The 18,083-nt window shown below is 71.0% G+C and carries 16 protein-coding genes; 6 read left to right on the forward strand and 10 right to left on the reverse strand.

Translation table 11 applies throughout. The features are described from left to right. Window positions 1-26: 26 nt before the first annotated feature. Window positions 27-761, forward strand: coding sequence for a MerR family transcriptional regulator (locus ACFWBQ_RS00645; RefSeq protein WP_385482390.1), 735 nt, complete (start codon window positions 27-29; stop codon window positions 759-761). Window positions 762-780: 19 nt separating this feature from the next. Here ACFWBQ_RS00645 and ACFWBQ_RS00650 read toward each other — a convergent pair whose 3' ends face one another. The 5 genes from ACFWBQ_RS00650 to ACFWBQ_RS00670 are packed head-to-tail and all read right to left on the reverse strand — an operon-like array spanning window position 781 to window position 7,580. Beyond that, window positions 781-2,952 carry a 3-hydroxyacyl-CoA dehydrogenase NAD-binding domain-containing protein gene (locus ACFWBQ_RS00650; RefSeq protein WP_385482393.1) on the reverse strand — a complete coding sequence of 724 codons (2,172 nt, stop codon included), beginning with the start codon at window positions 2,950-2,952 and terminating at the stop codon, window positions 781-783. A 39-nt stretch (window positions 2,953-2,991) separates the two neighbouring features. Continuing rightward, window positions 2,992-4,206, reverse strand: coding sequence for an acetyl-CoA C-acetyltransferase (locus ACFWBQ_RS00655; protein ID WP_385482396.1), 1,215 nt, complete (start codon window positions 4,204-4,206; stop codon window positions 2,992-2,994). 50 nt (window positions 4,207-4,256) lie between these two features. Further along, the gene (locus ACFWBQ_RS00660; RefSeq protein ID WP_385482399.1) at window positions 4,257-5,399 is read right to left on the reverse strand and encodes an acyl-CoA dehydrogenase family protein; all 1,143 of its coding nucleotides are present in this window, start codon (window positions 5,397-5,399) and stop codon (window positions 4,257-4,259) included. A gap of 1 nt (window position 5,400) precedes the next feature. After that, window positions 5,401-6,435, reverse strand: a complete 1,035-nt coding sequence (locus ACFWBQ_RS00665; RefSeq protein ID WP_385482402.1) for an LLM class F420-dependent oxidoreductase — start codon at window positions 6,433-6,435, stop codon at window positions 5,401-5,403. Continuing rightward, the gene (locus ACFWBQ_RS00670) at window positions 6,435-7,580 is read right to left on the reverse strand and encodes a CaiB/BaiF CoA transferase family protein (protein WP_385482405.1); all 1,146 of its coding nucleotides are present in this window, start codon (window positions 7,578-7,580) and stop codon (window positions 6,435-6,437) included. Before ACFWBQ_RS00670 ends, ACFWBQ_RS00665 begins: the two co-directional genes overlap by 1 nt. 205 nt (window positions 7,581-7,785) lie before the next feature. Here ACFWBQ_RS00670 and ACFWBQ_RS00675 point away from each other — a divergent pair, with 205 nt between their 5' ends. After that, window positions 7,786-8,976, forward strand: a complete 1,191-nt coding sequence (locus ACFWBQ_RS00675) for a saccharopine dehydrogenase family protein (RefSeq protein ID WP_385482407.1) — start codon at window positions 7,786-7,788, stop codon at window positions 8,974-8,976. A 43-nt stretch (window positions 8,977-9,019) separates the two neighbouring features. On the opposite strand, the gene mmpA is transcribed toward ACFWBQ_RS00675, so the two are convergent. Further along, a complete protein-coding gene (gene mmpA, locus ACFWBQ_RS00680; RefSeq protein ID WP_329205388.1) occupies window positions 9,020-9,166 on the reverse strand; it encodes a morphogenic membrane protein MmpA in 147 nt (48 codons plus the stop codon). A gap of 114 nt (window positions 9,167-9,280) precedes the next feature. Then, complete coding sequence (locus tag ACFWBQ_RS00685; protein WP_385482411.1) at window positions 9,281-9,958, reverse strand: endonuclease V; 678 nt, start codon at window positions 9,956-9,958, stop codon at window positions 9,281-9,283. Between the two features lie 50 nt (window positions 9,959-10,008). Between ACFWBQ_RS00685 and ACFWBQ_RS00690 the strand changes: the two genes are divergently transcribed. Further along, window positions 10,009-10,323 carry a YciI family protein gene (locus ACFWBQ_RS00690; RefSeq protein ID WP_385482414.1) on the forward strand — a complete coding sequence of 105 codons (315 nt, stop codon included), beginning with the start codon at window positions 10,009-10,011 and terminating at the stop codon, window positions 10,321-10,323. Here the strand turns inward: ACFWBQ_RS00690 and ACFWBQ_RS00695 are convergent. Beyond that, window positions 10,316-11,377, reverse strand: a complete 1,062-nt coding sequence (locus tag ACFWBQ_RS00695; RefSeq protein WP_385482417.1) for an oxidoreductase — start codon at window positions 11,375-11,377, stop codon at window positions 10,316-10,318. The two genes, ACFWBQ_RS00690 and ACFWBQ_RS00695, sit on opposite strands and share 8 nt — an antisense overlap. Before the next feature lie 212 nt (window positions 11,378-11,589). On the opposite strand from ACFWBQ_RS00695, the gene ACFWBQ_RS00700 reads away from it, so the two are divergent. Beyond that, the gene (locus ACFWBQ_RS00700) at window positions 11,590-12,003 is read left to right on the forward strand and encodes an SsgA family sporulation/cell division regulator (RefSeq protein WP_385482419.1); all 414 of its coding nucleotides are present in this window, start codon (window positions 11,590-11,592) and stop codon (window positions 12,001-12,003) included. 401 nt (window positions 12,004-12,404) lie between these two features. Further along, entirely contained in the window at window positions 12,405-13,379 is a 975-nt protein-coding gene (locus tag ACFWBQ_RS00705) for an acyl-ACP desaturase (protein WP_385482422.1), read from the forward strand. Between the two features lie 24 nt (window positions 13,380-13,403). On the opposite strand, the gene ACFWBQ_RS00710 is transcribed toward ACFWBQ_RS00705, so the two are convergent. Then, window positions 13,404-16,793 carry a hypothetical protein gene (locus tag ACFWBQ_RS00710; protein WP_385482425.1) on the reverse strand — a complete coding sequence of 1,130 codons (3,390 nt, stop codon included), beginning with the start codon at window positions 16,791-16,793 and terminating at the stop codon, window positions 13,404-13,406. A gap of 73 nt (window positions 16,794-16,866) precedes the next feature. Here ACFWBQ_RS00710 and ACFWBQ_RS00715 point away from each other — a divergent pair, with 73 nt between their 5' ends. Beyond that, complete coding sequence (locus tag ACFWBQ_RS00715) at window positions 16,867-17,754, forward strand: chitosanase (RefSeq protein WP_385483124.1); 888 nt, start codon at window positions 16,867-16,869, stop codon at window positions 17,752-17,754. A 53-nt stretch (window positions 17,755-17,807) separates the two neighbouring features. Here the strand turns inward: ACFWBQ_RS00715 and ACFWBQ_RS00720 are convergent, their stop codons facing one another. Then, window positions 17,808-18,062 carry a WhiB family transcriptional regulator gene (locus tag ACFWBQ_RS00720; protein WP_385482428.1) on the reverse strand — a complete coding sequence of 85 codons (255 nt, stop codon included), beginning with the start codon at window positions 18,060-18,062 and terminating at the stop codon, window positions 17,808-17,810. Window positions 18,063-18,083: the final 21 nt, after the last annotated feature.

An 18,083-nucleotide genomic window follows, 5' to 3' on the forward strand; every position in this document is an offset into this window, starting at 1 on the left:
CCAGCGGCCGGCGACAAGGAGCAGACATGGCGACCGGGACCGACGAGCCGACGCTCACCGTCGACGAACTGGCTGCGCGCGCGGGAGTCACCGTACGCACCGTGCGTTTCTACAGCACCCGGGGGCTGCTGCCGCCCCCGGAGATCGGCCCGCGCCGGGTCGGGCACTACGGGCCCGGCCATCTCTCGCGGCTCGCCCTGATCGAGGAGCTCCAGCACCAGGGCATGACATTGGCTGCGATCGAGCGGTACCTGGAGCAGCTGCCGCCCGATCTGAGTGCGCACGACCTGGCGATCCACCGGGCTCTGGTGGCCTCCTGGGCGCCGGACTCCGCGGAGGACATGAACCGGGCGGAGCTGGAGCGGCGCGCCGGCCGGGCCCTCACCGGCTCGGATGTGGACCGGCTGGCGGCGATGGGGGTACTGGAACGCCCCGGTGGCGCCGACGACGACACCCATCGGGTCGATGTCGGGCTGTTGCGACTCGGGGTGGAGCTGCTGGACGTACCGATCGCCCACGAGACGATCCTGGCGGCGCGCACGGTCCTGCTGGAGCACACCCGGTCGGCCGCTCATGAGCTGACGCGGCTGTTCCGGGACGAGGTGTGGAATCCGTACCGGGAGCGGGAGTCGGACCCGGAGCATGTGAAGGCGATGAAGTCGCTGTCCGCCCATATGCAGCCGATGGTGCTCCAGGCCCTGGTGACGGCCTTCCAGCGGTCGTTGAAGGAGGAGCTGCGGGCCGCGTTCACCGCGGAGTGAACGCGGCCCGTGCCGGGTGTCAGTCGTGGAAGGTCTCGCCCTTCTCCGCCTTCTCCAGCAGCAGCGCGGGCGGCAGGAAGCGGTCGCCGTAGCGCTCGGCGAGCTGCCGGGCGCGCGCCACGAAGCCGGGCAGGCCGCCCTCGTACCCGTTGATGTACTGGAGTACGCCGCCGGTCCAGGCCGGGAAGCCGATGCCCATGATGGAGCCGATGTTGGCGTCGGCGACGGTCATGAGGACGTTCTCCTCCAGGCAGCGGACGCTGTCCAGGGCCTCGGCGAAGAGCATCCGCTCCTGCATGTCCTCGAACGGGACGTCCGCGTCCGGCTTCGCGAAGTGCTCACGCAGCCCAGGCCACAGCGCACCGCGCTTGCCGTCCTCGCCGTACTCGTAGAAGCCCGCTCCCCCACTGCGGCCGGGCCGCTCGAACTCGTCGACCATCCGGTCGATGACCTCGTCCGACGGGTGCGGGGCCCAGGTACCGCCCGCCTCCTCAACCGCACGCCGGGTCTCGTTGCGGATCTTGCGAGGCAGGGTGAGCGTCAGCTCGTCCATCAGCGAGAGGACCTTGGCCGGGTATCCGGCCTGGGCCGCCGCCTGCTCGACCGACGCGGGCTCGACGCCCTCGCCGACCATCGCGACGCCCTCGTTGATGAAGTGGCCGATGACGCGCGAGGTGAAGAAGCCGCGGGAGTCGTTGACGACGATCGGCGTCTTCTTGATCCGGCGCACCAGGTCGAAGGCACGGGCCAGTGCCTCGTCGCCGGTCTTCTCGCCCTTGATGATCTCGACGAGCGGCATCTTGTCGACGGGCGAGAAGAAGTGCAGCCCGATGAAGTCCACCGGCCGGCTGACACCCTCGGCGAGCACCGTGATGGGCAGCGTCGAGGTGTTGGAGCAGAGCAGCGCGTCGGGCTCGATGATGTCCTGGATCTCCTGGAACACCTTGTGCTTGAGCGCGGTGTCCTCGAAGACGGCCTCGATCACGGCGTCGCAGCCCGCGAGGTCGGCCGGGTCTCCGGTCGGGGTGATGCGGGCCAGCAGCTCGTCGCGCTTCGCCTCGGTCGTACGGCCCCGGGAGAGCGCCTTGGCGAGCAGCTTCTCGCTGTACGCCTTGCCCTTGGCGGCGGCCTCGGTGGAGACGTCCTTGAGGACGACGTCGATGCCGGCGCGGGCGCAGGAGTACGCGATGCCCGCGCCCATCATCCCGGCGCCGAGGACGGCAACCTTGCGGATCCGGCGCTCCTCGATGCCCTTGGGGCGGCTGGCACCGGAGTTGACGGCCTGGAGGTCGAAGAAGAACGCCTGGATCATGTTCTTCGAGACCTGGCCGGTCACCAGCTCGGTGAAGTAGCGGGCCTCGATGGTCAGCGCGGTCTCGAAGTCGACCTGCGAACCCTCGACCGCCGCAGCCAGGATGTTGCGGGGCGCGGGCATGGGGGCGCCCGCGAGCTGCTTCTTCAGGTTCGCCGGGAAGGCGGGCAGGTTGGCCGCGAACTTCGGGTTGGACGGGGTGCCGCCGGGGATCCGGTAGCCCTTGACGTCCCAGGGCTGCTGCGACTCGGGGTGGGCGTCGATGAAGGCGCGGGCCTTGTCGAGCATCTCCTCGGGGGTGGCGGCGACCTCGTGCACCAGGCCGTTCTCCAGAGCCCGCTGCGGGGTGTACTGGGTGCCCTGGAGGAGGACCTTCAACAGCGCGTCGGTGATGCCCATCAGCCGTACGGTGCGGGTGACGCCGCCACCTGCGGGCAGCAGGCCGAGGGTGACCTCGGGCAGGCCGATCCGCGAGCCGGGGGCGTCCAGGGCGACGCGGTGGTGGGAGGCGAGCGCGATCTCGTAACCGCCGCCGAGCGCGGCACCGTTGATCGCGGCGACGACCGGCTTGCCGAGGGTCTCGATGCGGCGCAGCGACCTCTTGATCGCGGTGCCCGCGTCGAACGCGTCCTGCGCGTTCTCCGGACCGATCCTGATCATGTCCTTGAGGTCGCCGCCCGCGAAGAAGGTCTTCTTGGCGGAGGCGTAGATGATGCCCCGGATGGAGTCCTTCTCGGCCTCGGCCCGGTCGGCGATGGCCTCGATGGAGTCCCTGAAGGCCTGGTTCATCGTGTTGGCGGACTGGTTGGGGTCGTCGAGTACGAGGGTGACGACGCCGGTCTCGTCCTGTTCCCAGCGGATGGTCGTGCTCTCGGTCATGGTTCTTCTTCTCCGTAAGCAGGGATGGCCGGGGGACGGTCAGAGACGCTCGATGACGGTGGCGACGCCCATGCCGCCGCCGACGCACAGGGTGACGAGGCCGTAGCGCTGGTCGCGCCGCTCCAGCTCGTCGATGAGCGTGCCGAGGATCATCGCGCCGGTCGCGCCGAGCGGGTGGCCGAGCGCGATGGCGCCGCCGTTGACGTTGACCTTGTCGAGCGAGAGGCCCATGTCCTTGACGAAGCGCAGGACGACTCCGGCGAACGCCTCGTTGATCTCGACGAGGTCGATGTCGTCGATGGTGAGCCCGGCCTTGGCCAGCGCCTTGCGGGTGGCCGGTGCGGGCCCGGTCAGCATGATGGTCGGCTCGGAGCCGGAGACGGCCGCGGAGACGATGCGGGCGCGCGGGGTGAGTCCGTAGCGCTCGCCGACCTCCTTCGAGCCGATGGCGACGAGTGCGGCGCCGTCCACGATGCCGGAGGAGTTGCCCGCGTGGTGGACGTGGTCGATCTTTTCGACCCAGTGGTACTTCTGCAGGGCGACGGCGTCGAAGCCCCCCATCTCGCCGATCGCGGCGAACGACGGCTTGAGGGAGGCGAGCGAGTCGGCGGTGGTGCCGGGCCGCATGTGCTCGTCGTGGTCGAGGACGAGCAGACCGTTGCGGTCCCTGACGGGTACGACGGAGCGGCCGAAGCGCTCGTCCTTCCAGGCCGCGGCGGCGCGCTCCTGGGACAGTGCGGCGTACTCGTCGACGTCCCTGCGGGAGAAGCCCTCGATGGTGGCGATGAGGTCGGCGCCGATGCCCTGCGGGGCGAAGCCGGTCTCGAAGCTGGTCATCGGGTCCATGGCCCAGGCACCGCCGTCGGAGCCCATGGGCACCCGCGACATCGACTCGACGCCGCCGGCCAGGACGAGGTCCTCCCAGCCCGAACGGACCTTCGCGGCAGCCAGGTTGACCGCTTCCAGGCCCGAGGCACAGAAGCGGTTCTCCTGTACGCCCGCGACGGAGTCCGGGAGTCCGGCGGCGATGGCGGCGATACGGGCGATATCCGAGCCCTGGTCGCCGAGCGGGCTGACCACGCCGAGGACGATGTCGTCGATGGCCGCGGGGTCGAGGTCCGGGAAGCGGCCCTGGATCTCGTGGATGAGGCCGACGACGAGGTCGATCGGCTTGGTGCCGTGCAGGGCGCCATTGGCCTTGCCGCGACCGCGCGGGGTGCGGATCGCGTCGTAGACGAACGCTTCGGTACTCAAGACAGCAGCCTTTCGAGGAGGGTTGCGCAACAGGGGTGGCGGGAGCCGGGTCAGCCGAGCAGCGAGCGGCCGATGATCTCCTTCATGATCTCGGTCGTACCGCCGTAGATGGTCTGGATGCGGCCGTCGGTGAACGCTTTCGCGACCCGGTACTCCGTCATGTAGCCGTATCCGCCGTGCAGTTGGAGGCACCGGTCGGCGACGCGCTTCTGCAGTTCGGTGGCCCACCACTTGGCCATCGAGGCGTGTACGGCGTCGAGTGTCCCGTCCGAGTGGTCGACGATGCACCGGTCGAGGAAGGCCCGGGTGACGGCGCATTCGGTGGCCATCTCGGCGATCTCGAACCGGATGTGCTGGAGCTTGGAGAGTGGGCGCCCGAAGGCTTCGCGCTCCTTGACGTACTGGGTGGTGATCTCCAGGAGGTACTCGGCGGCGGCGATTCCGGCGACCGCTATGCCCATCCGTTCCTGGGCCAGGTTGGTCATGAGGTGGATGAAGGCGCCGTCGAGCTCGCCGAGGAGGTTGTCCTTGGGGACGCGCACGTCGTTGAAGAACAACTCGGCGGTGTCCTGGGACTTCTGGCCGATCTTGTCGAGGTTGCGGCCCCGCTCGAAGCCTTCGGCTCCGCGTTCGACGACGAGCAGCGAGAGGCCTTTCGCACCGCCCTGGGGGGAGGTCTTGGCGACGACGATCACCAGGTCGGCGAGGATGCCGTTGGAGATGAAGGTCTTCGAGCCGTTGAGCAGCCAGTGGTCGCCCTTGTCCTCGGCGGTGGTGCGGATGCCCTGGAGGTCGGAGCCGGCGCCGGGTTCGGTCATGGCGATGGCGCTGATGGTCTCGCCGCTGCAGAAGCCGGGCAGCCAGCGCCGCTTCTGCTCCTCGGTGCCGAGTCCGGTGAGGTAGGGGCCGATGATGTCGTTGTGCAGGCCGAGCGCGAGCCCGGCGACGCCGGCCCGGGTGAACTCCTCGGCGAGGACGGCGCTGTAGCGGAAGTCGGCGTTGCCGCCGCCCCCGTACTCTTCGGGCACGGCGAGGCCGAGAAGCCCCTGCCGGCCGGCCGCGAGCCAGGCCTCGCGCGAGACGATGCCGTCCTTCTCCCACTGTTCGTAGTGGGGGAGGACCTCCTTCGTCAGGAAGGTGCGGACGGTCTCGCGGAACGCGTCGTGCTCTTCCATGAAGATCTGCCGCTGCACTTCAAGCCCCCTGGAGCCAGTTCTTGACGGTGGAGATCAGACGGGCCGGCTCGGGGCCGACGGGCGTGACGTTGAGCATGGTGACGCCTGCCTCGCGGAAGGCCTCGATGCGGTCGCGTACGTACCCCTCGGGTCCGCAGAGCGACATGAGCTCGCAGAATTCGTCCGGGACGGCGGCCTCGGCCTCCTTCTTCTTCCCGGAGAGGTAGAACTCCTGGATCGTGGCGGCTTCCTTCTCGTAGCCGTAGGCGACGGCGAGGTCGTTGTAGAAGTTCTTGCCGGGTGCGCCCATGCCGCCGACGTACAGCGCGATCTGCGGGCGGGCCAGGTCCCTGAGGGCCGCGGCGTCGTCGCCGATGGCGAGCAGCCCGCCCGCGACGGTCTGCAGCGGGCCGAGCGAGGGGTCACGCTTCGCCGCGCCCTGGGCCAGGGCGGTGCCCCAGACCTGACCGGCCTTCTCCGGGATGTAGAGGGTGGGCAGCCAGCCGTCGGCGATCTCGGCGGTCAGCGCCACGTTGGCGGGGCCGAGCGAGGCGATGTAGAGCGGGATGTTCTCGCGGACCGGCCGGGTGAGGATCTTCAGCGGCTTGCCGAGCCTGCCGCCCTTCTCCTTCGGCAGCGGCATGTCGGTGATGCCGTGGTGGTCGATGACCTCGCGGCGCCAGATCCGCCGGCAGAGCTCGACGGTCTCGCGGGTCCGGCCGAGCGGCTTGTCGTACGCCTTGCCGTGCCAGCCCTCCACGACCTGGGGGCCTGATGCGCCGAGCCCCAGCAAAGCCCGGCCGCCGGAGATGGCGTCGAGTCCGGCACCGGTCTGGGCGATGAGGGCGGGGGTGCGGGAGTAGACGTTGAGGATCGCCGCGCCGATCTTCATGCGCTCGGTGCGGGCGGCCAGATACCCCATGATCGTCGGCGAGTCGAAGCCGTACGCCTCGGCGACCCAGACGGCGTCGAGTCCGGCGGACTCCAGGGCGGCTACCTGGTCGCAGGCGGCGCGCGGGTCGCCGGCGTAGTTCAGCGGGAGGGAGAGTTCCATCAGTCGGTGCCGTCCTTCGTCGGGAGGGTGCGCATGCTCGGTACGTCCCAGTCGCGGGCCACGTCCTCGGTGTCCGCGCCGGGCCGGGCGGGTCCGCTGTGCACGCGGGAGGGGGTGGCGGAGAACCGGGGAGCGGGCGCGGGCTGGGTGAGGCCGCTGTGCTCGATGTAGGTGGAGCGGGCGGCGAGGTGTGGGTGGTGAGGCGCCTCGCGGAGCGAGAGGACGGGGGCGACGCAGGCGTCCGTGCCTTCGAAGATCTCCGTCCACTCGGCGCGGGTACGGGCCTTGAAGCGGTCGGCGACGACGGTGCGCAGCTGCGCCCAGCGGCTGAAGTCGTTGCGGTCGGGTGCCTCGTCACCGATCCCGAGCAGCTTGCTGAACTGCTCGTAGAACTGCGGCTCCAGCGGTCCGACGGCCATGTACTCGCCGTCGGACGTCTCGTAGCAGCCGTAGAAGGGGCAGCCGCCGTCGAGGAGGTTGGAGCCGCGCCGGTCCTGCCAGCTGCCGGCCGCCAGCATCCCGTGGATCATCGTGGCGAGATGGGCCGCTCCGTCGACGATGGCGGCGTCCACCACCTGACCCGTGCCGCCGGGGGTACGGGCGTGCTGGAGGGCGGCGAGCACACCGACGACGAGGTACAGCGAGCCGCCCGCGTAGTCGCCGACCAGATTGGCGGGCACCGTGGGCGGCTCACCGGGTCTGCCGATCATGGAGAGGGTGCCGGTGAGTGCGATGTAGGCGATGTCGTGGCCGGCCCTGTCGGCCAGCGGCCCGTCCTGGCCCCAGCCGGTCATCCGCCCGTAGACGAGCCGCGGATTGCGGTCCAGGCAGGCTGCCGGGCCCACACCGAGGCGTTCGGCGACGCCCGGCCGGTAGCCCTCGACCAGGATGTCGGCGCGCTCGACGAGGTCCAGGACCCGCCCTGCGCCGCCCTCGGCCTTGAGGTCGATGAGGACCGAGCGTTTGTTGCGGTTGGTGAGGTCGTACGCGGGATCGATCCCGAGCCCCGCGCCGCCGGGCCGGTCGACGCGCACCACATCGGCGCCGAGGTCGGCCAGGAGCATCGCGGCGAACGGTCCCGGGCCGATGCCCGCCAGTTCGACGACACGCACCCCGGCCAGCGGACCCTGCCCTGTCGTTGCCATCAAGCCCCCAGCAGTGTGACACAACTGATGTAACATCGATGATGTTAAGAATGCTTGACGCTCCGCACAACCCTTTTGGCCGAGCAAGCGCTTAGTTCCTTCTCCCGGATCCTCTCGCATGGAGGCCCTCCCGGCTGCACAGCGCCACGAACCCCTCCGCTACCCTCTGCCTGCTACATCGGCGCCGGCCCCTGCGGAGGCACTCATGAACAGGCAGAACGGGGCAGAACGCCCCTATGACGTCATCCTTTTCGGCGCCACCGGCTTCGTGGGGACACTCACCGCCGAATACCTGGCGGCGCACGCACCGGACGGTTTCCGCTGGGCAGCGGCGGGCCGCAACCGGGACAAGCTCGAACGGCTGCGCGAAAACCTCGCCGCGGTCGACCCGCGCTGCGCGGACCTTCCCCTGCTGACAGCCGATGCCGGCGATCCCGGCACGCTGCGCGAACTCGCCGAGTCCGCGCATGTGGTGGCGTCCACGGTGGGTCCGTACGTCTGGTACGGCGAGCAACTGGTCGCAGCCTGCGCCGAGGCCGGGACCGACTACGCCGATCTCACCGGCGAGGCGGAGTTCGTCGACCGGATGTTCCTGGAGCACGACACACGGGCCCGCGAGACGGGGGCCCGGATCGTGCATGCCTGCGGCTTCGACTCCGTACCGCACGATCTCGGCGTCTACTTCACCGTCCAGCAGCTCCCCGAGGACGTACCGTTGACCGTCGACGGCTTCGTCCGCAGCAATGCCGTCTTCTCGGGCGGCACATTCGCCTCGGCGCTGACCGCGATGGGCCGCGGCCCGCAGATGATCCGGGCGGCCAAGGAACGCCGTCTGCACGAGCCCCGCCTGGTCGGCCGCCGGGCCCGCGCCCCGCAGGGCTCACCCCACTTCAGCCCGGCGACCGGAACCTGGGCGCTGCCGCTGCCGACCCTGGACCCTCGCGTCGTGGAGCGGTCGGCGCGGGTACTGGAGCGTTACGGCCCCGACTTCCGCTACCGGCACTTCGCTTCGGTGAAGCACCTGTCGGTGGCACTCGGCGGGACCGCCGCCCTGGGCGCGCTGACGGCGGCCGCCCAGATCCCCGCCGTGCGCGGCTGGCTGATGGACCGCTACGAACCCGGCAGCGGCCCCGACAAGCAGCGCAGGACGCGTAGCTGGTTCACGGTGCGCTTCGTCGGGGAAGGCGGTGGCCGCCGGGTCTTCACCGAGGTGTCGGGCGGCGACCCGGGTTACGACGAGACGGCGAAGATGCTCGCCGAATCGGCCCTGTGCCTCGCCCTGGACGACCTGCCGAAGACGTCGGGTCAGGTCACGACTGCCGTGGCGATGGGCGATGCGCTCCTGGAACGGCTGACGGCTGCGGGGCTGGGCTTCCGGGTCGCGGCGGTGCTGTGAGGAGGGTGCGGTTCCCGGGGCGCGCGGGAGGGCGTAGGCCGGGTCAGAGCATCCAGGAGGCGAGGGTACAGACCATGGAGACGGTCCAGGCGGCTCCCGCGACGACGCCCAGGGTCATACCCACGGCAACGCCGCGCTGGGACAGTCGTACGGTTCCGGTGTTCATGGGGGGTGCGTGGTGGTCGATCATGCGTACCAGCCTGCCCCTGATGTTCGACGAACAACATCCGTTCATGTACTCAGATGGAAACAATCCCAGCAGGCGGGCAAGGGCGTTCGGGCCACGGCGAGCGGGCAACGGCGGTCAGGCAACGGCCTCCCGCAGGGCCGCTCGGCACAGGGCGTCGGCCCGGCGCGTGGTCTCCGGCTGACGGAAGTCGCGGGCCAGCAGCATCGTGTGGGCGCAGGCGTTGTCCAGGCCGGTGCGGTGGCCGACGGAGACGAAGACGGGCTTGGTGGCGTCCTGGGTGCGCAACGCCCGGCCGACCACCTCGTCCCCGTCCATGAGCGGGGTGAAGTCACCACGCCGGGGTCCTGGTTGCTCGTAGCGGAAGGTGAACGGATTCTTGGCGACGCCGATGACCGCGAGGCCGGTGAGGACACCCAGATGGCTGGCGAGTCCGAACCTGCGCGGGTGCGCCCTCCCGTAGCCGTCGCAGACGACGAGCCCCGGATCGACGGGCAGCGCCTCCAGTGCGGCGAGCACGGTCGGGATCTCCCGGAAGGCCAGGAGCCCGGGGACGTAGGGGAAGGACACCCGGCCCCGCGCGGTGGACTCGGCCACCACCTGAAGTGTCGCGGCGTCGAGAACGACGGCCGCCGCCACGACGACGTCCCGTTCGTCGTCGTAGGCGACATCGACGCCGGTCACCCGGCCGGTGCCGGGCTGCGGCCCCGGCTCGTCGAGCACCACGCGGGCGCGCAGCACGTCCTGGACGGCACGGGCTTCGGCCTCGTCGGCGGGCATCCGGAAAGTCGTCATGGTGCCGTTCAGTCTAGGAGGGCTCCGGGCAGTCCCGTAGCCTGGCGATCATGTTCGTACTCGAGCTGACCTACACCGCACCGGTCGAGCGCGTCGACGCACTCCTGCAGGAACATGTCGCCTGGCTCGACACGCAGTACGCGGCCGGGGTGTTCATCGCCTCCGGGCGCAAGAACCCGCGTGACGGCGGCGTGATTCTCGCTGTCGGGGACGATCGCGCGCGGATCGAGGAGATCGCGGCGACCGACCCCTTCGCGACACACGGGGTGTGCGCCTACCGGATCACGGAGTTCCTCGCAACGAAGACGTCGCAGGCACTGGCCCCGTACCGGCAGCAACTGCCCGGACAGGGCGCGGCTACCTGAGCCGGGCGACGCGGCCCTTCTCGCCCGCCGCCCAGCAGCCCCCGTCGGCCGCACAGTTCACCGTGTCGTACGAGCCGGTGTCCACCGTGCTCCAGGTGCGGCCGCCGTCCCGGGTCAGGTCCGTGCCCGTAGGGCCGACCGCCAGCGCCGCCGACCTGCTGTGCGGGAGCCAGGCGACGCCCGAACGGTAGGCGGGGGGCGGGGTGGTGGCCCCGCTCCAGGTGCGGCCCCCGTTGCCGGTGACGGCAGCGGCGTCCGGCGATGCCTGGTCCGCGCGGTAGTCGCCGCCGACCGAGATGCCGTGCGTACGGTCACGGAAGGCAAGGCCGAAGACACCGCGCGCGGGGTCCCCGGCCGGGATCGTCGACGCGGCCTCGGACCAGGTCAGGCCGCGGTCACCGGAGTGCAGCACCCGCGCGGCGGCCGCACCGCCGGTGGCGAGCCAGACGTCCTTGCGGCCCGAACTGACCAGGCACTGGCCGCTCGCCGCGAAGCCGGCCTCGCCGGGCAGGGCGGCGGGCATACCCGTGTCGGGCAGCACCTTCCACTTCCGACCGCCGTCGGAGGTCGACAGGATGCGGAACTTCCCGTCCACCGGATCGCTCATCGCCAGTCCGTGACGGCTGTCGAAAAACGTCAGACAGTCGTAGAAGGCGCGGGAGTCGGTGTTGCGGAAGGACTCGGTCCAGGTCGCGCCGCCGTCATCGGTACGCAGGACCCTGGACGCCTCGCCCTCGCCGATGGCCAGGGCCACCGCCCGCCGCCCGTCGAAGGCCTCGATGTCGCGGAACTCCAGCTCCGCCGCTCCGGGCGGCGAGACATCGCGCCATCGCCGGCCCCCGTCGGTCGTACGCAGTACCGTGCCCCCGGATCCCGCGACCCAGGCGTCGTTGCGGCTGACGGCGGCGAGGCCACGGAAGCGCGCGGCCGTACCCGTATCGGTGAGCTCCCAGGCCGGCCGGTGGCCCGGTTCGTGCTGCTCCCCCGGTGCGGCCTGCGCCGACGGTACGGTCAGGGCGGCGGTCACGGCCGCACCGCACAGTCCCAGTGACATCAGTCGTCTCGTCTTCCCCATGGCCTTCATGGCGCTGGAAGCTAGTCCACGGGCGGACGGCCGTCCAGGGCGCATCGGACGAAACGGGGCAGTCGGCCGGAAGCAGCCTCGCGGTGACGCAGCTCACGCCGCCTGCCAGTGCACGGATCGAGGAGTTCCGTCGTCTACTCCAATGCCGGGAACCGTTCATCCGACGCGAGAGGGAGCAGGTCTTGTCCAGCGTTATCGAGCAGTCCGTGCAGGCCCGTATGGTCGCATCCGCTCCGCGGATGGAAACCCTGCCCGCAACCCTGAGTTACGACCGCACGGACCCTTTCGCCGTCCGCATGGCCTTCCCGGCCCCGGCGACCCTCGAAGGTACCGAGGTGTCCTGGGAGTTCTCCCGTGAGCTGCTCACGGCGGGGATGGACAGACCGGCCGGTGTCGGGGACGTCAGGGTGCGGCCCTTCGGCTACGACCGCACGGTCCTGGAGTTCCACGCCGTGGAAGGCATCGCCATGGTGCACGTCCGTACGGCGGATCTGCGCCGCTTCCTGAAACGGGCCCAGGAACTGGTCCCGGTGGGCGACGAGTACCGCTTCCTCGACCTCGACCGCGATCTGACGGATCTGCTGGGCGGGTCCTGACCGGGCCGCGGCCCCGAGGACGGCGAGGCAGCCGTTCAGGTGCCGGCCGGCCTTCTGCACCGGCGCCCGGACGTGCTCCACGCCCAGGGACAACGGGGCGCGGTGCGCGCCGGGAGAGCTGATCACGGCGATCCACGACGTGCCGTCCTGGAGTCGCTGGGGATCACCCGGTAGCCACCGCCGCACGGCGGCGAGCTGCGTCGCGTCTCCCCGGAGACTTCCGCGGATCCGGGGCGATGAGGTATGACTTACCCCTCTGTATCCGTCCACGGCCTGCGCATATAACGGTACGTAAGCGGGCACTGCGAGGGCCGGGCTTGGCTGGGGCCTTACTGCCGCCTTAACCTACGGTCACGTAACCTACGAAGCCGTAGGTAATTCTCCCGTCCCCAGGAGCCCCCGTGACGATCACCTCTCCCCACCTCGGCAGTTCGAAGGCGTGGACAGACGCCCAGCTGCTGTACGCGCTGGAAGAGGTGGTGGAGAAGGAACTCAACCGCCATCTCAAGGTCGCCAAGGACTGGATGCCCCACGAGTACGTACCGTTCTCCGACGGCCGGAACTTCACCGGCATCTTCGAGGACGGCGAAGCGTGGGAGACCAGCCAGTCCAAGGTCACCGACATCGGCAGGATCGCGCTCGTCGTGAACCTGCTGACCGAGGACAACCTCCCCAGCTACCACCACGAGATCGCCTCCCTCTTCGGCCGTGACGGCGCCTGGGGCACCTGGGTGCACCGCTGGACCGCGGAGGAGGGCCGGCACGGCATCGTGATGCGCGACTACCTGCTCACCTCGCGCGCCGTCGACCCGGACAAGCTCGAGCAGTTCCGCATGATGCACATGGCGGAGGGCTTCGAGTCCGACAACCGCCACTCGATGCTGCACTCCGTCGCGTACGTGGCCTTCCAGGAGCTGGCGACCCGCGTCTCGCACCGCAACACCGGCCACCAGTCGGGCGACCCCGTGTGCGACCGGATGCTGGCCCGGATCGCGACCGACGAGAACCTGCACATGGTCTTCTACCGCAACCTGCTGGGTGCCGCCTTCGAGCTCGCCCCGGACCTCACGATGCAGTCCGTACGCGATGTGGTCGTCAACTTCCGGATGCCCGGTCACGGCATGCCCGGCTTCGAGCGCGCCGCCGCACAGATGGCCATCGGCGAGATCTACAACATGCGCATCCACCACGACGACGTGATCCAGCCCGTACTGCGCTACCTCAAGGTCCTCGACATCGACGGCCTCGGCCCGGAGGGCCTCAAGGCGCAGGAAGAGCTGGGCCTGTACATGAGCGGCCTGGACAGCGAGGCGTCGAAGTTCGACGAGAAGCTGGCCCTGCGCAAGGCGCGGATGGCTGCGCGCGCGAACGCCTGACCCCGCCGGACGGTGGCGGCGCGCTCACTCAGGCGCCGTCACCTCCGCGTACGCGGCATCGCGTACATCGGCCACCGGGTGCTGGCGCAGCGCGCGCAGCTGGGTCCGCCAGGGCCCGGTCCAGTCGGTGCGCCGCCCTGCCGCCGCGGTGATCGCGGTGGCGAACAGCCCTTCGGCCGGCCCGCCGCTCCCGGTGAGCCGTCCGGCGACGGCGAGCAGGACGTCGGTGTCACCCGCCCCTGAACGGTTCACCTCACCGATCCGGCTGCCGAGCGTCTGTGCGATCCGGGCGGCCTGGAACGGCCGCCCTTCGAGCAGCCCGGCCAGCCGGACGAGCTCTGCGTGCAGGGTGTCGGGGCCGGTGTCGAGATCCACGGCGCAGACCAGCAGCCGGGCCGCCTGCGGTACGAAGTCCCGGTGGCGCGCGAGCGTGTCCCCGGCCGCCGCGAGGAGGGGACGCTCCGAGGCCCGCCGGGTCACGGTCGGCGCCGTGAGTGAGTCCACTGCGCGGACGATCCGCTGCCGGGCCGGCCGGTCCCGCTCCGCTCCCGCGTCATCCGCGGTGTCGTTGGTGGACAGGGTCAGGAGCGCACGGTTCAGCGCGGCGGCGGCCTCCCCTCCCGCCATGGCGGCGCCGACGAGCGCGTCGGTGGCCGACTGCCAGGTGCCGCGTCGGCCGAGGTCACTCACCGCGTCCACCAGCACCTCGCACGCCGCGGGCGCCCAGGGCACCCACTGGGCCAGCGCCCGGTGGGCGAGGGCGGCCAGCTCCTCGTCGTCGGTCGCGCACACCTCCTGCACCAGCCGGGCATAGCGCGGCCGGTGCCGCTCGGGCAGATGGACCGGATGGGCCCGCAGAACGGCGGTACGCAGGCGCCGCTCGCCGCGCGCGGCGTCGGCCATCACCTCCCACATCGCCTCGTCGCCGAGCAGATCCCTGCCGAACGCCACGCAGACGGCCCGCACATCGGGGTGCTGGTCCGGCATCGCGTAGGTCTCTGCGAGGACCCGTGCGGCCTGCGCCGAGGGCAGCCGGGCCGCCGCGAGCCGGACCATCTCCTTGCGGCTGGTCACCTTGCCGGTACCGGGTGCCGTCCGCTCCCGCAGCAGCGCGGCAAGGCGGGAGGGCCGGACGTGCCGGGAGGCACGGCTCGCCGCGAAGGCCGCGACCCGCGCGTCGTCCTCGCCGAGGCGTGCGAGCAGATCGGGCAGCACGGTGGCAGGGCGGTCGGTGCGGGCCAGTGCGGCGAGCGCCGCTTCGGCGAGCACGACGTCCGACGACGCCACCCACCCGCGTATCGCGTCGGCCCCGGTCTGCGGGATGCGGGCCAGCTGCTCGATCGCCGCCTGCCGGGCGTACAGAGGCAGCTTCTCGTCCCGTGCGGTCCGCTCCAGCCCTCGCGCCGCGGCGCTCTGCTGCTCGGGCGTCCAGCGGACGACGTCCGCGCCGACCGGCACGTGCCACGGCGCACCCGGGGTGAGGAACCTTCCGTACGGCGGGGTCTCGCCGAGCACCCGGTCCAGGAGGTCCGTGCGCCGCCGGGTGAGTACGCCCATCACCGCGGGAAGCGCGGCGGCCGAGGGTTCGCGTGCCAGGATCTGCTCGACGCGCTCGTCACGGTGGGCAGCCGGCTCCAGCCACAGGCCGATCGCGGTACGTGCGGTGCCGGCGCTCCCGTAGCGGACCGCCTGCCACAGCAGTTCCTGGAGTTCCGGCATGGCCGCGGCACGGCGCCCGACGGCCCGGGTCAGCGCGAAGACGAGGGCGTAGTCGGCCTTCTCCGCGCCCGCTTCCAGCCAGGGCCGCAGGGCCTCGAACACCGTGTGTTCCTGCCCCCGCCGCAAGGTGCGGTCGAGCCTCCCCAGGTTGGCGTCACCGGCGTTCCCGTACAGCCGGACGAGGGTGCGCAGCGCCCAGTTGAGCAGGGCGCGCTGTCCGGTGGTGGCGTGCTCGCGCAGGACGCCCAGGGCGAGGCTGCTCAGATTCCCCCGGGTGTTCTCGGAGGAGTCGCGGGCCTCGACCGCGTCGGTGGCGATCCGGTCCAGCAGCGGTTCCACCTCGTCGGTGAAGAGCGCGGGCGGAGTGCTGAGGAGTGCGAACAGTGCAGCGGCCCTGACCGGATCCTGTTCTGCCCGCAGCCGCAGCATGTCGTCGAGGACGGTGGCGACGGCTGCCGGATCGCCGGAACGGCCCGCGTTGCGTATGAGCAGTGGCCAGGCTTCGGCACGGTCCTCGGCGGCGGGCCGGTGTGTTGCCGCGAGCAGGCGCTCCCGTACCTCCGTGACCGGCAGGAACGACTCCGCCAGCAGGACGGAGCTCCAGGGCGCGCCGCGCTTCCTCGCCCGGTCGGCCATGTGCCGGGCCGGACCCGCCACATGGCTGCGGGGCAGTGCGCCGAGGAGTACCGCGTCCACCGTGAGGACGGAACCCTCTCCCTGCCCGGCGACGACCGCGTCGTGGAACGCGCCGCGACGGGACGGCGGGAGTGCGCGGACGAGGCGGTCGAGGACGCCGCCGAATTCCAGCACCGACCTGCCGAACTCGGTGAGAAGCGCCTCGGGCGCCGTGGCCGCCAGGCGTTGCAGCAGCGTCCCGCTGAGCGCGCCGCTGCGGGCGATCGCGAAGCTGTCCGGTCCGCGGAGCAGCTGGATCGTCCGGGCCGGATCGGCCGAGGCCAGGACGCCCAGCCTCTTGCGCAGCGGTGTCGGGAGGTTCGTCGGGCCGTAGCGTTCGAGCAGGTCGAGTACGCGATGGGGCAGCCGCTCCGCGGCCGTGGCGACGCCGCGCTCGTGCCCGTACGCCTGCCACCAGGCGTCGCGCATCGACTCGGGCCGGCCGGCGAGGTCGCGTTCCGCGGCGTCGAGGAACGGGCCGGGATGGTGGCGTCCGAGCGCTGCCCAGCCGGTCACCGAGGGGAACAGGCCGGGCAGGAGCCCGGTCACCGTCGCGGCGGAGCAGCCCCGGAGCAGACGGGCCGCCTCGGTGTCGCCCCATCTCTCGCGCAGTGGTTCGATCAGCCGGTCGGCGAGCTCGGTGCGGCGGTCGGTGACGACGGCCTGCAGGAGTTGGCGGCGAACGGCTGCCGGGGCATCGGCCAGCGCAGCCTCGTACGCCGTGTCCGGTACGCCTGCGGAGAGCGCCGCCCGCAGGGCGTGTCCCCGCACATAGGAGTCCTCGTCGGCGATGCGGGCAGCCAGCCAGTCACGGTCGCGGCCCACGGATGCGGCGACGACGGCGAGCCCGCGCTCGTAGGGGCCTCCGGTCTCCAGCTCCTCCAGGACCGGACGCAGCACCCCGTCCGCGGTGAAGCGCCGGGCGTGCACCGCCAGTTCCCTCATGCGCTGTGGATGCGCAAGGGAATCCACGGCGTCGAGGAGTGCGCAGACAAGGGCAACGGGCCGGGCGTCGGTCATGCGGCGATTCTGCCGTGCGAGGGCAGGCTGACCCCACAGGATTACGGAACGTACTCTGTGCCGGGTGAAACCAGTGACGCGTCTTGTTCTTTTCGGTGCGCCTATCGCCATCGTCGTTTCTGTTCTGTTCAGCAGCGGCGACTCCGAGCTGCCCCCCAGCTCCCCGCAGCCGACCGAAACCGCTCGGACCGCCGCACGGCCGGAGAGCGCCGGCCAAAGCGCCGAGAACGACGAGAAGATCGCCGGACTGCCGCCCGGGCTCGCCGCTCCGGCCATGAAGGAGATCGCCTCCCAGCTGGTGGGCAGCGCGGAGGCCTCGACCCTGGACTGGCGCAGCCAGTACGGGACGATCGAGGACATCGGCGACGGCAGCGGCTACACCGCGGGGATCATCGGTTTCTGCTCCGGTACGAACGACATGCTGCAGCTGGTCGAGGCCTACACAAAGGATCATCCGGACAATCCGCTCGCCCCGTTCCTCCCGGCGCTGCGCGAGGTGGACGGCACGGACTCGCACAAGGGCCTGGACCCCGGCTTCACCGACGCGTGGACGACGGCCGCCGAGGACCCGGCGTTCCGTACGGCTCAGGACACGACGCGGGACAGGCTCTACTTCGAACCCGCGGTGCGACTGGCGAAGCTGGACGGTCTCAGCACCCTGGGGCAGTTCATCTACTACGACGCGATGGTGCTCCACGGACCCGGTGTCGAGGCGGACGGCTTCTACGGCATCCGGGACGCCGCGATGGCCTCGGCGGACACGGCGGCGGAGGGCGGCGACGAGGCGGAGTACCTCGGCGCGTTCCTCGACGGGAGCCGGTCGGCGATCAGGGCGAGGAAGGTCCAGCGCGACACGACCCGGATCGACACCGCGCAGCGGGTGTTCCTTCGGGACGGCAATCTCGAGCTGAAGCCGCCACTGGTGTGGCAGGTGTACGGCGAGACGTTCCGCATCCCGTAGGCGCACGGCGGCACGACAACCGCACGCACGCCACCCGCTGTTCGGCCGGGCCGTCAGGCCTCGTCCCGACGGCCTCTGCGGAGCCGGTCCCGCTCCTTCTCCGAGAGCCCGCCCCAGACGCCGAAACGCTCGTCATGGGCGAGTGCGTACTCCAGGCAGGCCAGCCGCCCGTCGCAGGCGTTGCACAACTGCTTGGCCTCGCGGGTCGAGCTGCCGGGAGCCGGAAAGAAGAACTCGGGTCCGGTCTGTGCGCACAGCGCTGTCTCCTGCCAGGAGAGTGCGTCGTCGGTCATGGTGTTGATCGGCATGGGGCACACGGTGCCCCATGC

The sequence above is a fragment of the Streptomyces sp. NPDC060035 genome (assembly GCF_042736635.1).
In the GTDB taxonomy this organism is placed as follows: Bacteria; Actinomycetota; Actinomycetes; order Streptomycetales; family Streptomycetaceae; genus Streptomyces.

Coding starts and splice junctions, on each gene's coding strand:
- ACFWBQ_RS00645 (WP_385482390.1), top strand. CDS start 27: ATGGCGACCGGGACCGACGAGCCGACGCTCACCGTCGACGAACTGGCT.
- ACFWBQ_RS00650 (WP_385482393.1), bottom strand. CDS start 2,952: ATGACCGAGAGCACGACCATCCGCTGGGAACAGGACGAGACCGGCGTC.
- ACFWBQ_RS00665 (WP_385482402.1), bottom strand. CDS start 6,435: ATGGAACTCTCCCTCCCGCTGAACTACGCCGGCGACCCGCGCGCCGCC.
- ACFWBQ_RS00670 (WP_385482405.1), bottom strand. CDS start 7,580: ATGGCAACGACAGGGCAGGGTCCGCTGGCCGGGGTGCGTGTCGTCGAA.
- ACFWBQ_RS00675 (WP_385482407.1), top strand. CDS start 7,786: ATGAACAGGCAGAACGGGGCAGAACGCCCCTATGACGTCATCCTTTTC.
- mmpA (WP_329205388.1), bottom strand. CDS start 9,166: ATGATCGACCACCACGCACCCCCCATGAACACCGGAACCGTACGACTG.
- ACFWBQ_RS00685 (WP_385482411.1), bottom strand. CDS start 9,958: ATGACGACTTTCCGGATGCCCGCCGACGAGGCCGAAGCCCGTGCCGTC.
- ACFWBQ_RS00690 (WP_385482414.1), top strand. CDS start 10,009: ATGTTCGTACTCGAGCTGACCTACACCGCACCGGTCGAGCGCGTCGAC.
- ACFWBQ_RS00695 (WP_385482417.1), bottom strand. CDS start 11,377: ATGTCACTGGGACTGTGCGGTGCGGCCGTGACCGCCGCCCTGACCGTA.
- ACFWBQ_RS00710 (WP_385482425.1), bottom strand. CDS start 16,793: ATGACCGACGCCCGGCCCGTTGCCCTTGTCTGCGCACTCCTCGACGCC.
- ACFWBQ_RS00720 (WP_385482428.1), bottom strand. CDS start 18,062: ATGCCGATCAACACCATGACCGACGACGCACTCTCCTGGCAGGAGACA.